Genomic DNA, 15035 nt, shown 5'->3' with positions numbered 1-15035 from the left:
ATATGATTGCTTTAATACCTGCCAGAGGAGGATCAAAAGGTTTGCCGGGAAAAAACTTGAAGATACTTAAAGGAAAGCCCTTAATTGCTTATACTATAGAAGCAGCTCTAAAAGTAAAAGGTATAACTAAAGTTATTGTAAGCACTGATGACCACCAAATTGCAGAAACAGCAAAAAAATATGGAGCTATAGTACCATTTATGCGACCTGATTTTTTAGCAACTGATACAGCTACTTCAAAAGATGTTATAATTTATACATTAAAAAAACTATTAGAGAACAAAGAATCTATTGAAAGCTTTATTCTTCTCCAACCAACAAGCCCGTTAAGAGATGATCAAGACATTTTATCTGCCATTGAATTTTTTGATTCAAATGGTGCAGACGCCGTTATAAGTTATTGTGAAGAGTATCATCCACTTCGATGGCATAAATATATAAATGATAAAGGTAATTTGGAAGATATTTTTGAAAAAGCAGGCGAACAAAGACAAGCAGAAAGAAAATCATATTTTCCCAATGGAGCTATTTATATTTATGATACTGAAAAGTATCTAACAGACTCTATTAAATCACAGAACACATACGCTTTTGTTATGCCTAGAAATAAGTCAATTGATATAGACACAATTGATGATTTTGAATATTGTGAATATTTAATTGAAAGAAATGAGCTTTATAAAAAGATTAAATAAGTTTCTTATAATTAATGTAGAGCCATTTGATTTAACGAGATCTTTTCAGGAAGAACTCTTAAATAAATTTCCTATACCCCGCGATATGTATGAGAGATCCTATTATCAATTCCGGATACAATTTGATTTATTATCATTTCCAAAAAAAATTATAAATAATCTCATTGGTACATTTTTATTAGTATTAGTTATAATTATCGCTTTTATAAAGAAAAAAAGGAAAATCAATAGCATAAGAGAAAGTAATGTCGCAGTATTTCCCTATAAGAATTTAAACTATAATAATGCAATTCCCACAGAATTAATCAATGAATTTACTATTCACTCTATTAATTTTAATTCAGGACTTTCAATCAATTTTAACGATTTTCAGTTAATTTTAAAATTTATACGTAAATATCCTTTACAGCCATATTTTTTATCAAAATGTCTTTATAAAATATTATTTTACAGATATATTATCGATAAGTATAATCCAAAGGCAATTATAAGCAGTGCAGAGTATTCCTTTACGTCATCTGTTGCAACTTTATTTTGTGAAAGAAATAATGTTGAGCAAATAAATATAATGCATGGGGAAAAGTTATTTTATATCAGAGATTCTTTTTTTCAATTTAGTCGTTTTTATATTTGGGATAGTTTCTATAAAAATTTATTTATAAAATTAAAAGCAGAGCCCAATCAATTTATAGTAGGTAATTTTCCTTCTTTAAAATTAGAAATAGATATAAATACTGAAAAAAAGTATTCCTTTACATACTATCTGGCTGCTGAAAATACAGAAACATTAATGAAAATAAGAAATTCTATGCTTCTGCTAGATGACCAAGCAATGCTAAACATAAGATTTCATCCAAGATATTCTTCTATTGATCAAATAAATGAAATTTTTGAAGGTTTTAATATTGAAAACTCTAAAGAGATAAGTCTTGAAGAATCATTTAAGTCTACAAGTAATGTAATTTCTTTATACTCATCTGTTTTACTACAAGCATATTTTTCTGGTTTAAATATTGTTGTAGATGATATCAATAACTCTAATTATGAAAAGTTAAAACAAGCAGAGTATATTATTTTAAACAAAAAACATGAACTATTAAGTAGTTTAATAAAAGTATGAAACTAATATCATTAGTATTATTTTTGATCACGATTACCTTGAATGCAACAGAAATTAATGTTAAAAATTTTGGTGCTAAAGGTGATGGAGTAAGTGATGATTGGGACAGCTTTCAAAAAGCTTTAGACTATGCTTATAAAAATAAAGATGTTAATCAGATCTTTATTCCCAATGGGCAATACAAAATTTCTAAGACTATCATTATATATGGTAGTAACTTATCAATTGTAGGAGAAAGTAAAGATAAAACTATTCTTTTTAAGAATGGCAACCTAGGATGGTGGGGAGATCTGGTATATATTTGTGGTTTGGTTCCTGGTAATAAATATTATGATTCTAAAACCCAAAAAGAATATTTTTATAAAGGGAGTAAAGTATATTCTCAAAATATAATAATTAAAAATCTCTCATTTAAAAGTACTTCTGCAAATGAAGAAATCAACAATATAGGAATTGTGAATTCTAATAACGTGACTATTGACAGTTGTAATTTTTTAGAAAGCTCGAATTCAAATATTGCTATTGTGAATGATGCAGCAAAATATGATAATAATAATATTGTCATTAAAAATTGTATTTTTCAAAATGCGAAAACTCATAATTTGAGAGTTTTATCTATGAATACTGGTAAATATAATGCGAACTCAGTGAGTGTTATAAATTCACGTTTTTATCAGACAGGGACTACGAATGCTAAGGAATTAAGAAATAAACATGTTCACATTTGGTATAGAGGTGGAGTGGGCTCCAAAAATATTAAACTTACAGTAGATAATTGTACTTTTGATAAGTCAGGTGTTATTCATTCTACAGTAAATGCTAATAATTTAGTTATAGAAAATAGTAATTTAGCAGGGGGATATGTTATATCTAACAGTGCTAAATTATACCCTAATTCGAAAGTGGAAATGAAAAATATTAAAACAGATACAAATTCTTCCAAAGAAATTTTAGGTGTAAAGAATGATTAATAAATTAAACAAAATCTCTAAATCCGTTTTATTTAAAGAGTCTATTATTTATGGATTTACAAATGCTCTCTATTCGGGAATTCCAATATTGATTTTACCTCTTTTATTGAAAGTACTTGAGCCGGCAGATTATGGACTAGTAGAATTTTACAGAAACTTATCTTTAGTATTAACTCCTATTTTAGGATTGAGTACTGTTCAGGCAATTACCAGATTTTACTTTGATTTAGAAAGCAAAAATTTTAAAATCTTTGTTTCAAATATAATTTATTTGCATGTTTTCAATTCTATCATAGGAGCAATAATAATATTATTACTTTCACAATTTGTGAAACCGGAATATTTCTATATTATTTTACTATGTATAGTTTATTTTTTATTTAACCAGATAACTGAAGCTCTTTTAAGTATTTTCAGAGTAGAGAAAAAACCTAAACAATATTTAATCTTTCGACTTCTCAATATTATTCTTGATTTAGTCTTTTTGGCAGTACTTTATTTTTTTCTTTCTTCGTTTGATTGGACATATCGGGTTTATCCCAATGTAGCATCGGTTTTTTTAGTAGGGCTGTTGTCATTGTTTTTTTTCTATCGCAATGGATATTTTCATAAGCTAGATAAGATTTATTTAAAAAAAGCAATTATTTATAGTTCCCCACTTATCTTACATATGATTTCAGGATATGTAATGAATATTGGAGACCGATTTTTTATACTTTATTTTCTGTCAGAAAAAGACTTGGGTAATTATGCTGTAGCATATCAATTGGGAATGCTGGTGAACTTTCTTTACACGAGTTTTAATTTAGCATGGGTGCCAACTTTTTTTAGCTTAATGAAAAATGAACAATATCATAAAATAAATCAAATTAGATCAATTACTTATGTGGGTATAATCTTATTCAGCATTTTTGTAATTGTATTTGTAAGTTTAGCATTAAAATTTACTTCCGTATTTGAAAAATATAATATTGATTTATCTCTGATTATTATAGTATCTCTTGCATATGTTTTTAATTCAATGTATAAATTTGAGGCAAACTATTTTTTTTATAATAAGAAAACTAAAAAATTATCTTTAATTACATTAGGAGCAGCTATAATAACAGTAGTACTTAACACTTTGTTTATTCCTAAAATAGGTTTGTTTGCATGTGCATTGGCCACTCTTATATCTTCATTATTTATGTACATTTTAGTATTAATTTATAAAAATAAAAGCAATGAAAGCACTTCGGAAACTTAAGAAAATTTTCTTTAAATACGTAGCCTATTTTTCATCAAAAAATAAAGATGTACTGAATGTATATGTAAACAGTTATTGTAAATTTTCAAGAAATACAATTTTTGGAAAGAATAATCATTTCAATGGGTGTAAAATTTTAGGAAAAGGGATTGTCACTTTTGGAGATAATTTTCACTCAGCAGAAAATCTTAAAATAATGACTACCTATCATAATTATGATGGTGAAAAGATACCATACGATGAAACTACAATTACAAAAAATGTTACAATAGAAGATAATGTTTGGATTGGTCTGGATGTTATTATTTTAGGAGGAGTAACAATTGGTGAAGGTGCCATTATACAAGCTGGAAGTGTTGTTGTGAAAAGTATTCCTAAATATGCAATTGCAGGTGGCTCGCCGGCGGTCGTATTTAGTAATAGAAATATTGATAAGTATTTAAAACTCAAGTCTGAAAATAAGTTTTTTTAATGAAAAATGACAAATTAAATTTTTTATTAGCACTATTAATTTATAGCCCGACATTAATAGTTTTACCTCAATCGATAGTTTATTTAGTTATCTCTGCTATTGGAGGTATATTTCTATTACTGGATATTAAGGATAAAAGGTTGTATAAACAAGATGTTATTTTATTTGCTTTTGTTCTACTGACAACTCTTGTTTATTTTCTTGCGGCTCCTATTTCAAATGTTGCCAGTAGATCTGCAAATGATTTTATTCCTTATACCATTTTTCTATTGACTACCATCTTTTTCTCCAGACATTTAAACGATAGAGTAATGTATTTTATTCTATATATTATTTGTTTTGAAATCTTAATAGGTATTATAGAATATTATGTGCTAAAGAAAGCATATATTATAAAACCTTCCGTTACCGGGGAAACCGAATTTGGAGAATCTCAGTTACTTTACTATAACAGGGTTTATGGTTTGTCTCAGGCTGTTAGTATACTCGCCTATAAAGTTTTTATAGGTGTTATTTTAGTAAGCTATTTAAAAATAAAAAAGTTTAAGATTTTTATAATTTCGTTATTGTTAATTGGACTATATATTACTTTTAACAGAACAGCCATTATCGGTTCTATTATATTTCTGATTCTATTTGGGGTTAGTCGTTTACAAAAGGTGAAATTAAGTTATAAAGTTATATTAACAATTTCTTTAATCATATTAGTTTATTATGTAGGAGCTAATTTAGATGCTATTATGAACCAGTTTTTCCGGGGTAGAGAAGGTGATTTATCCGGTAGAGATATGATTTTTCCTTATTTCTTTGAATTTATAAATAATAATTTATTGTTGGGAAATAACGTTCACAAAATGTGGGGGAAAGTAGGTTCTTCGGTATATCATGCTCACAACTCATATTTGCAGACATTGGCCAATCTGGGAATTATGTTTTTCATAGTGTTATGGATTTACATATTATCATTTATGAAGAAAAGTAACGTTATATTTTTATTTCCAATATTGGTTTACAGTTCATTTCAGTATGGTATACTTTGGGGAGTATCCTTTATGGATATTATATTCTTCTATCTGCTTTTTAACATTCAAAATAAAATAATAAATTCAAAAAATGAAAATACTACTACTTCATCAATATTTCCTGGAAGAAGATGATCCCGGAGGCTCACGTTGGAACGAAATAACCAAAACATGGACAGCTCAGGGAGATGAGGTTACTGTAATCGCAGGGATGATGCATGCTAATGGATTAGAAAAACGTATTGAATACAAAGGAAAATTTTTTGTAAAAAAACAACAAGGTAAAGTAATTATACACAGAACACATGTTTCTGAATCGTATAATAATGGTTTTTTTGGAAGATTATTAGGATATTTTTCATTTATGTTTTCATCATTATGGGCTGGCTTATTCAAAGTAAAAGGAAACTATGATGTGGTTATTGTTACTTCGCCACCATTGTTTGTGGGGATTTCAGGTTATCTTATTTCTCTTTTTAAACGAATTCCTATGGTTTTTGAAATTCGGGATTTGTGGCCTGAATCTGCAATAGATACAGGTGTATTAAACAATAAGCTTATTATTAAATTAGCTTTTGCTGTAGAGAAATTTATTTATGCTAAAGCAAAGTTGATCAATGTTTTGACACCCGCATTTTTAAACACCTTAAGAGATAAAAAAAATATAAGTACTGATAAATTGGTTATGATTCCAAACGCTGCTGATTTTTCTTTGTCAGAAGATGTTTTACATCATTTTAATCGGGAATTATTCAGAAAAAAGCACAATTTAGAAGGCCATTTTGTAATTACCTATGTAGGAGCACACGGGGTGGCCAATCATCTTGATCAGATTTTAGATGCCGGGAAAAAACTGGAAGATACTAATGTTTTGTTTTTATTAATCGGACAAGGTATGGAGAAAGCGAGATTAATAGAAAAAGCAAAAGAAATGAATATTAAAAATGTTCGTTTCCTGGATTCTGTACCTAAAAAAGAAGTATTTAAATATATTCTGGCTTCCGAAATGGGAGCATCAGTTTTAAAAAAGGTCGATACATTTAAAACAGTATATTCAAATAAATCTTTTGATTATTTTTCATGTAAAAGGCCCATTCTAATGGCAATTGATGGTGTTTCCCGTGAATTGGTAGAAAATGCAAAAGCAGGAACTTATGTGGAACCTGAAAATGCTGATGAATATAATAGAATAATAAGAGAATATTTAAATGATCCTGTAAGATTAAAGGAAGAAGGAGAAAACGGTTATCAATATGCTAAAATCAATTTTGACAGAGAAGTACTGGCTAATAAATATTTAGAAGCCATAAGGAAAATAATTGATTAATATACTTTCAAATTACAGAATATGTATAGGAACTTTCTAAAAAGGTTTATCGACTTCACTATAGCTTTAATAGGGTTGATTATATTATCACCTATATTCATAATTGTTACTATTGGCTTATATTTTGCCAACCAGGGCAAACCCTTCTTCTTTCAATCTCGTCCGGGTTTAAATGAAAAGATTTTTAAAATCATTAAGTTTAAAACAATGAATGATAAGAAAGATGCTCATGGGAATCTATTATCAGATGCTGAAAGATTAACTCCTATCGGGCAATTTGTACGGAAAACTTCTCTGGATGAGCTTCCTCAACTTATCAACGTATTAAAAGGAGATATGGCCATAATAGGGCCACGTCCCTTATTACCGCAATACCTGCCTTTATATAATGAAACCCAGAAACGCCGTCATAATGTCCGACCGGGAATTACAGGCTGGGCTCAGGTAAACGGACGAAATGCCATTTCCTGGACGAAAAAATTTGAACTGGATGTCTGGTATGTAGATCATCTTTCTTTTGCGACAGACTGTAAAGTGTTTTTTACTACCTTTAAAAAAGTTTTTAAAAGTGAAGGGGTAAACCAGGAAGGGCAAGCAACTGCTGAAGCTTTTAACGGAAATAATTAATCTTAATAGCAATACATTATGTATTTATATGGAGCTAGTGGTCATGGAAAGGTAGTTGCAGAAATTGCAGAAGAAAATGGATATATTATTGAAAATTATATCGATAAAGATCCTTTAAAAAAACTACTGTTAGAATATACTGTCCTTCACGAAGTCCCACAGAATGATATAGATGTGACGATCTCGATAGGCGACAACAGCATAAGAAAAAAGATTGCTGATGAAAACCAATCGTTTAATTATATTACCCTCATTCATCCTAAAACTGTAATTTCCAAAAGAGCAAAAATAGCAGAAGGCACGGTTGTAATGCCCGGAGTTATTATCAATTCAGAGGTGACTGTAGGAAAACACTGTATTATTAACACCAACGCTTCTATAGACCATGATTGTGAAATCGGAGATTATGTACACATATCTCCTGGTGCATCTTTAGCAGGTAACGTTTTAGTAGGACAAGGAACTCACATCGGAATTGGAGCAAGCATTATCCAGGGAGTGAAAATTGGAAAATGGAGCGTCATTGGTGCCGGAGCAGTGATCATCAGAGAGGTTCCGGACGGAGCTACTGTAGTCGGAAACCCCGGTAGAATAATAAAAATTACTGAATCATAATTAAAAAATAAACTGAAAATGAATTCAAAAGTATGGCTTTCCTCACCTCATATGGGAGGTAATGAATTAAAGTATATACATGAAGCTTTTGATGCCAATTGGGTAGCTCCTTTAGGCCCGAATGTAGACGGTTTTGAAAAAGACCTTGAAGATTTCTTACATGCAGACGTAAAAGTAGCTGCACTTTCTGCCGGAACCGCAGCTTTGCATCTGGCATTAATTGAATGTGGAGTGGAACATGGTGATGAAGTGATCTGTCAGTCTATGACATTTTCTGCTTCAGCCAATCCCATTGCCTACCAAGGTGCAATTCCTGTTTTTATAGACTCTGAAAAAGATACCTGGAATATGTCTCCGGAAGCTTTGCAGGAAGCTATTGATGACAGAATTTCAAAAGGGAAGAAACCAAAAGCAATCATAATTGTTCACCTGTATGGAATGCCTGCAAAAATGGATGAAATTTTATCAATTGCAGCAAAATATGAAATACCTGTCATTGAAGATGCTGCCGAAGCATTAGGCTCTAAATATAAAGGAAATGCTTGTGGAACATTTGGACGTTTCGGAATTTTATCTTTTAACGGAAATAAAATAATTACCACATCAGGAGGTGGAGCATTAGTTTGCCATACCAAGGAAGACAAAGACAAAACGGTTTTCCTTTCTACTCAGGCAAGGGATAATGCACCCCATTATCAGCATTCGCATATCGGCTATAACTACAGAATGAGCAATATTTCTGCAGGAATAGGGCGTGGACAGATGGAAGTTTTAAATGACAGGGTAGAGGCCCGCAGAAAAATGCAGGATTTCTATTCAGGTTTATTTAAAGATATTGATGGAGTGGAAGTGCTTTCGGAACCGGATGCAGATTTTTACTCCAATCACTGGTTATCTGCAATCACGGTAGATGCTTCGAAAACAGGTAAAACCCGTGAAGACCTGCGTCTTGCATTTCTTGAAGATAATATAGAATCCAGACCTTTGTGGAAACCTATGCACATGCAGCCTGTTTTTGCAGATGCTCCATATTACGGTGGAAATGTAGCAGAAACTCTTTTCGAAAACGGATTATGTCTGCCTTCAGGATCCAATCTTACGGATGACGAAAGAAGCAGAATTGCTAAAGTGATAGAGCAGGTTTTCTCTAAATAAGAAAACTTTGGTTATTGGAAAAAAATAAAACGGGTGTCTGAGAGTATCGAAGACACCCGTTTAACATATAAGTTGGTCAGTTAAAATTTAAATGTGATCCTGTTAAGAGATATTTAATCTTGTCTTGTGTTTCAATAGATTTTTCTTATGAATGAATTTCTTACTTATTTTATATATTTGCGGTCAATACAAATTTTGTGAAAAAATACCCTCTCTGGAAAAAATTAATGGATTACAGTATGACTACCGTTGCCGTGATTATATTGCTTCCTGTTTTTGTTTTATTGATCATTCTGACCTCTTATGATACGGGCTTTCCCGGTATTTTTATTCAGAAACGGATTGGCAGACAGGCAAAACCCTTTAATATTTATAAATTCAGAACCCTTCACCCCGAAACCCGTCGAAAATCGGCTATAGGAAATTGGATGCGAAGAACAAAGTTAGATGAGCTTCCCCAGTTATTTAATATTATAAAAGGAGATATGTCTTTAATAGGTCCCAGACCGGATATTCCAGGGTATTATGATAAGCTGGAAGGGGAAGACCGCCTTATTCTCCAGCTGAAGCCTGGCCTTATCAGCGATGCAGGAATCAAATACAGCAATGAGGAAGAAATACTTAAACAACAGGAAAACCCGTTAAAGTATAATGATGAAGTACTTTTTCCGGATAAAGTAAAAATGAATCTGGATTATTATCACCATCTTTCTTTAAAAAATGACCTTCAAATACTAATAAAAACCGTTTCAATATTGAGAATATAATTACTACTGTTAGAACAAAAATATTATACAATGAAATGTTTATCTAAAAATCTTTATGTCGCTGGCTGTTTTTGTTTAGCTTCTTTGATGAATGCTCAGACGGAAGTAAAAATGAATGCGCTTTTTGCGCCGGTAGGTATTGTGAATGTCGCTGTTGAAAAATCGTTGAATAAAAATTTCACCCTGCAGGCTGAAGCTTTTGCTTCTCCATGGAAATCTCTCGGAGGCAAAAATCTTCAGATTTATATGGGGACTCTGGAAGGCCGATATTATTTTAATGAAAGCATGAAGAAATGGTATGTCGGAGCTTACCTTTCTATGGCTGCCTTTAACCTTCAGAAATGGAATTACTGGACTCCAAAAGTAGTATTGGATGAGAATGATCATCCTGAAATTTTACCAGATGGCAGTGTGCGCAAAACGGAGAGATATCAAAAAGGACTGGCTTTTATCGTTGGAGTAAGCGGCGGATACCATTTTACAATCAATGACAGATGGGGTTTAGATCTCTATGCGGGAGTAGGAAGCGAGCAGTCGTTTTATAAAGGTTATTTGAAAGATAACAACGAAAGATATGACGGTGCCAAAAAATGGAATAAAAGCGGAGAGTTTATTCCTACACGCGGTGGTTTAATGGTGACCTATAAGTTAAAATAAATTTTTATTATTCTTTTTGCTATTTCTGAATAATAAATATTTTATTAAAAAGTGAAAATGGTAACATAAAAAATGGCTTATCAACCAATTTAAATACGGGAAGACTGTAAAAGTTTATAAAATATAAATATATTTGCAACGTTTTTAAATACAATTAATAATTTTTCAACTTTCTATATAATCCTAGAAATGGATAAAAACTACAGTAAAGAAACTGATTTAAAAGACTTCATAACTCCATATCTGCATAAATGGAAACACTTTGTAGTAATCATTCTGCTGATGCTTCTGTTGGCTGTTTATTATGTGAAATCTACGGCCCCTGTTTATAAAATGCAAACTTCAGTACTCATCAAAGATGCAAAAAAGATGTCTTCGGCTTCCGGAGATTTTGGTGTTTTGCAAAGTTTGGGAGCTTTTTCGAATATGGGAACCAACAGTATTGAAAATGAGCTTGAAATATTTAAATCTAAAACAATTGTAGAAGATGTTTTAAAACAGCGTAACTTTCAAATATCGGTATTTGCCGAACAGAAATATTATAATTTGGAAATTTATGGTAAAACAAATCCATATATTTTTAATGTTGTCAATGAAAAAAATGTTCAGGATGATCTTTCTCAGAAACCTGTTGAGATAAAAACAAAAGGCAATGAAATCATTTTATCTTCTGAAAATTGGGATAATGATATAAAAGGGGTCTTCGACAGAGTAATCAGTCTCCCTTTTGCTAATGTTATCATAAATAAAAATCCTTATTATAAAGCTGACCCAAAAACAGATATGGAAAAAGTGTTTTTTTCATATAACGAATTTAATAAAACGGTAATTGCTTTTCAGGAAGCATTGAAAGTAAATCTTTTAGATAAAGATGCTACAGTAATCGGCCTTTCTATTGATTTTCCTAATAAGGAAAAAGGACAGGATTTCCTTAATGGCTTAGTAAGACAGTACAATATCTATGCAATAAATGATAAGAGTCTGGAGTCTAAAAAAACCAAGGAGTTTATAGATGAAAGAATTGTTTTGATTTCCAAAGAGCTGGGAGATGTTGAAACTGAAAAACAAAAATTTAAATCAAATAATAATATTGTGGATCTTGCAAGTGAAGCCAAGATCAATCTTCAACAGAAAGAGCAAACACGAGCCAAGGCTTTAGAATTTGATACTCAGTTGGAATTAAACAGAATGTTACAAAACTTCCTTGATCGCAAAAATGTGAGTGATGTTTTGCCTGCAAATATCGGATTGGATAATGAAGCTGCTGCAAAAAACATTCAGGAGTACAATCTTCTTGTTATGAGAAGAAATAAACTTTTGGAAAATGCTACAGAAAGTAATTCTGTGGTAAAAGAACTTGATAGACAATTAAATGACTTAAAAGGTGCGTTAAGTGAGGGCTTACAAAAAAATCAGACTTCTTTACAGCTGGCGAAAAACGGAGTCTTGTCAGAAATGGGTAATTCTGAACAAAAGATAAGTCAGATCCCTTTTCAGGAAAAGCTATTCAGAAATATTGAAAGGCAGCAGCAAATAAAAGAAAATCTGTATTTATTATTATTACAGAAAAGAGAAGAGGCTGCCATAACGATGGCTATAACGGGTGAAAAAGCACGAGTGATAGATAAAGCTTATGTGAATAAAAAACCAGTAGCTCCGCAAAAAATGTATTCTCTTGCATTGGCATTGTTCGGTGGATTCCTTTTAGCATTTTCTATTGTATATTTAAAACTTCTTTTTAATAATAAAATTTCTACTAGAAGAGATATTGAAAAGCTGTCATTAAGACCGGTTGTTTCTGAAATCCCACATGTGGCTAATAAAAAGTCTGAAATTATGAAGCTTAATGATGTTACCCCTATCGCTGAAGCATTCAGAATTTTAGTCACCAATTTGAAGTTTATGCTTCCAAAAAATGGTAAAACACCTGTTATCATGATAACCTCTTCAGTAAAAGGGGAGGGAAAAACGTTTATAAGTGTGAATTTTGCTTTAGCCCTGGCTTCATCTCTCAGAAAAGTGATTGTTATCGGAAGTGATATCAGGAACCCTCAGTTGCAGAGATACCATCCGGAGTCTAAAAATGTAAAAGGTTTAACAGAATATTTGCACGGAGATATAAATAAATCAGAAGATATTATTCATAACAGTGGTTTTAACAATAACTGTGATTTTATTTATTCAGGCAGTATTCCTCCTAATCCTGTAGATTTGTTACAGAGTTCAAGGTATGCAGACTTGTTGGAAGATCTTAAGACTAAATATGACTATATTGTAATAGATACCGCACCACTTCTTTTAGTTACAGATTCTTTCCTTATTGCAGAATACGCAGATGCAACATTGTACGTAGTAAGATCAGAAATAAGTAAAAAAGATTTTATTAATTTTGCAAATAATCAGATTGAAAGCGAGAGTATTAAAAATGTAGCTTTTGTTTTGAATGATGTTAAGAAAAATAACCTAGGATATTCTAATCAGTATGGTTATGGCTATCATAGTGACAAGAAGAAATGGTGGCAATTTTATAAAAAATGATATCCCAGAATAAACTCTTTAAAGGATTAATTTGGAGTACAATAGATAAATTTCTTATTGTAGGGGTACAAATTCTTATTGAAATTATATTGGCTAGATTTGTAAGCCCAAAAGAATATGGGGTAATGGGAATGCTTTTGATCATCATTTCATTATCTCAGGTATTTGTAGATAGTGGTTTGGGAAGCGCATTAATATTTAAAAAAGACCGTTCTGAAACTGATTTTTCTACAGCTTTTTATGCATCTTTAGTCATTGGCTTTTTTACCTATCTGCTTATTTTTATTCTGGCACCATATATTGCTTATTTTTTCAAAAGTGATATTATTGTTTTTATAAGAATAATTTCCCTTACAATTATTATCAGCAGTATTTCTGTAATTTATAAAACGAAACTTAATATTGATCTGGATTTTAAATCCCAGGCGAAATTTTCTTTCTTCGCCATTTTTATTTCCGGTATTGTAGGCATAGTAATGGCAATGAGTAAATTTGGGATTTGGTCTTTGATCTTACAAAATATTTTATTTAGTTTATTAACTCTTATCTTTTTAATAATCAATATAAAGTGGTATCCTAAAAATAAATTTTCATTTCAACATTTTAAGGAGCTTTTTCAATATAGCTCAAAATTGCTCTATGCGGGTATTTTTAATTCTATTTATATTAATTTAAATTCGTTGCTTCTTGGGAAATTTTTTCCGACAAAACAATTGGGATATTATACAAAAAGTTATCAGTTTACTATATTTCCGGCATCGGTTTTTACTAATGTTATTCAAAGGGTATTGTTTCCCTACTATGCAGAATTGCAGACGGATAAGGCTAAACTTTATAACAATACATTATTGTTTAATAAAATAATATTTATCCTGATGATGCCGGTAGTGAGTATCATCATTTTATATGCCCATCAAATCATAGTCTTATTACTCTCTGAAGCCTGGCAAAACATGGTAATTCCGTTTCAGATTTTGCTCGGATCAATATTGTATTACCCTGTTATTGTACTGAACATGAATGTGTTTCAGATACTTGGTAAAACAAATAATTATTTTTGGATTGAGGTTATCACTAAACTTTTAGGAATTGCTATCCTGATATTATTATACCCCTATGGAATTAACGGAATATGTACAGGAATTTTTATACAATTTTTGTTGCAATACATTATAACTTCTTTTTTTGTTGCGAATATTACAGAACAAAGCTTTTTTAAAAGTTGGAATATAGTTTTGTATTCAATTATTGGAGGTATACTTTTGTTCAGTACCTTTTACTTTATCAATTATCGTGATAATAGATGGTTTTATAATATTCTTCCCGGAATAATAGTTATTATATTTTACAGCCTCTTTTTTTACTTTATCTTTAGAAAAGAAATAGCATTCATGTGTCACAAATTTTTAAAGAAATGATTTTTAGTATTCTGAAATTTTTTTTGAAACTTTTTTATGATCCAATCGTTTTGGGAATACATACCTATCGTTGGAAGACAAAAAATAAGCATAACTTTACTCATCCCGTTGTTCTTTTTCCTTCAGATAAGGTTATAGTTGGAAAATATACTTATGGTCCCCTGGAAATCTATAGCTATAGCAAAAAAAAAGATGAATTTCTGAATATTGGTTCCTTTTGTTCCATTGCAAAAGGCGTTAAATTTATTTTGGGAGGAAATCATCATTATAACTTCATATCGACTTATCCATTTAAAGCTTATTTCAAAAATGAAGAAGAAGCTTTTTCAAAAGGAAATATTTCTTTGAAAGATGATGTTTGGGTTGGAACCGATTGTTTGATTTTATCTGGTGTGACATTGGAGC

The 15035-nt window shown here is 30.8% G+C and carries 14 protein-coding genes and 1 pseudogene; all 15 read left to right on the top strand.

Annotated elements, in window-relative coordinates:
- Nucleotides 1-2 precede the first annotated feature (2 nt).
- On the top strand, nucleotides 3-695 hold the full coding sequence (locus AB8P06_RS09105; protein WP_369840684.1) for an acylneuraminate cytidylyltransferase family protein: 693 nt from the start codon (nucleotides 3-5) through the stop codon (nucleotides 693-695).
- Nucleotides 670-1815 (top strand): hypothetical protein, encoded by a 1146-nt coding sequence (locus tag AB8P06_RS09100; protein WP_369840683.1) that lies wholly within the window; start codon nucleotides 670-672, stop codon nucleotides 1813-1815. Before AB8P06_RS09105 ends, AB8P06_RS09100 begins: the two co-directional genes overlap by 26 nt.
- The gene (locus tag AB8P06_RS09095; RefSeq protein WP_369840682.1) at nucleotides 1812-2786 is read left to right on the top strand and encodes a glycosyl hydrolase family 28-related protein; all 975 of its coding nucleotides are present in this window, start codon (nucleotides 1812-1814) and stop codon (nucleotides 2784-2786) included. Before AB8P06_RS09100 ends, AB8P06_RS09095 begins: the two co-directional genes overlap by 4 nt.
- A complete protein-coding gene (locus AB8P06_RS09090; RefSeq protein WP_369840681.1) occupies nucleotides 2779-4032 on the top strand; it encodes a lipopolysaccharide biosynthesis protein in 1254 nt (417 codons plus the stop codon). Before AB8P06_RS09095 ends, AB8P06_RS09090 begins: the two co-directional genes overlap by 8 nt.
- A complete protein-coding gene (locus AB8P06_RS09085; RefSeq protein WP_369840680.1) occupies nucleotides 4010-4504 on the top strand; it encodes an acyltransferase in 495 nt (164 codons plus the stop codon). The genes AB8P06_RS09090 and AB8P06_RS09085 overlap by 23 nt, the downstream gene beginning before the upstream one ends.
- Nucleotides 4504-5661 (top strand): O-antigen ligase family protein, encoded by a 1158-nt coding sequence (locus AB8P06_RS09080; protein ID WP_369840679.1) that lies wholly within the window; start codon nucleotides 4504-4506, stop codon nucleotides 5659-5661. The genes AB8P06_RS09085 and AB8P06_RS09080 overlap by 1 nt, the downstream gene beginning before the upstream one ends.
- Nucleotides 5618-6853: a glycosyltransferase family 4 protein gene (locus tag AB8P06_RS09075; RefSeq protein WP_369840678.1), complete on the top strand. Its 1236-nt coding sequence runs from the start codon at nucleotides 5618-5620 to the stop codon at nucleotides 6851-6853. Before AB8P06_RS09080 ends, AB8P06_RS09075 begins: the two co-directional genes overlap by 44 nt.
- A gap of 21 nt (nucleotides 6854-6874) precedes the next feature.
- On the top strand, nucleotides 6875-7480 hold the full coding sequence (locus AB8P06_RS09070) for a sugar transferase (protein ID WP_369840677.1): 606 nt from the start codon (nucleotides 6875-6877) through the stop codon (nucleotides 7478-7480).
- 18 nt (nucleotides 7481-7498) lie between these two features.
- Nucleotides 7499-8095, top strand: coding sequence for an acetyltransferase (locus AB8P06_RS09065; protein ID WP_369840676.1), 597 nt, complete (start codon nucleotides 7499-7501; stop codon nucleotides 8093-8095).
- Nucleotides 8096-8113: 18 nt separating this feature from the next.
- Nucleotides 8114-9250, top strand: coding sequence for an aminotransferase class I/II-fold pyridoxal phosphate-dependent enzyme (locus tag AB8P06_RS09060; protein ID WP_369840674.1), 1137 nt, complete (start codon nucleotides 8114-8116; stop codon nucleotides 9248-9250).
- Between the two features lie 197 nt (nucleotides 9251-9447).
- The gene (locus AB8P06_RS09055; protein ID WP_369840672.1) at nucleotides 9448-10017 is read left to right on the top strand and encodes a sugar transferase; all 570 of its coding nucleotides are present in this window, start codon (nucleotides 9448-9450) and stop codon (nucleotides 10015-10017) included.
- 30 nt (nucleotides 10018-10047) lie between these two features.
- A complete protein-coding gene (locus AB8P06_RS09050) occupies nucleotides 10048-10674 on the top strand; it encodes a DUF3575 domain-containing protein (protein WP_369840670.1) in 627 nt (208 codons plus the stop codon).
- A gap of 189 nt (nucleotides 10675-10863) precedes the next feature.
- On the top strand, nucleotides 10864-13212 hold the full coding sequence (locus AB8P06_RS09045) for a GumC family protein (protein WP_369840668.1): 2349 nt from the start codon (nucleotides 10864-10866) through the stop codon (nucleotides 13210-13212).
- Nucleotides 13209-14630 (top strand): lipopolysaccharide biosynthesis protein, encoded by a 1422-nt coding sequence (locus AB8P06_RS09040; protein WP_369840666.1) that lies wholly within the window; start codon nucleotides 13209-13211, stop codon nucleotides 14628-14630. Before AB8P06_RS09045 ends, AB8P06_RS09040 begins: the two co-directional genes overlap by 4 nt.
- A pseudogene (locus AB8P06_RS20675) lies at nucleotides 14627-15034 on the top strand (LbetaH domain-containing protein); the annotation flags it as partial. The gene AB8P06_RS09040 and the pseudogene AB8P06_RS20675, both read left to right, overlap by 4 nt.
- Between the last annotated feature and the right edge of the window lies 1 nt (nucleotide 15035).

It is taken from the genome of Chryseobacterium tongliaonense, from assembly GCF_041224435.1.
GTDB classification, from domain to species: Bacteria; Bacteroidota; Bacteroidia; order Flavobacteriales; family Weeksellaceae; genus Chryseobacterium; species Chryseobacterium tongliaoense.
Note: the sequence above shows the minus strand (reverse complement) of the source record. Positions and strands in the feature narration are given on the sequence as shown.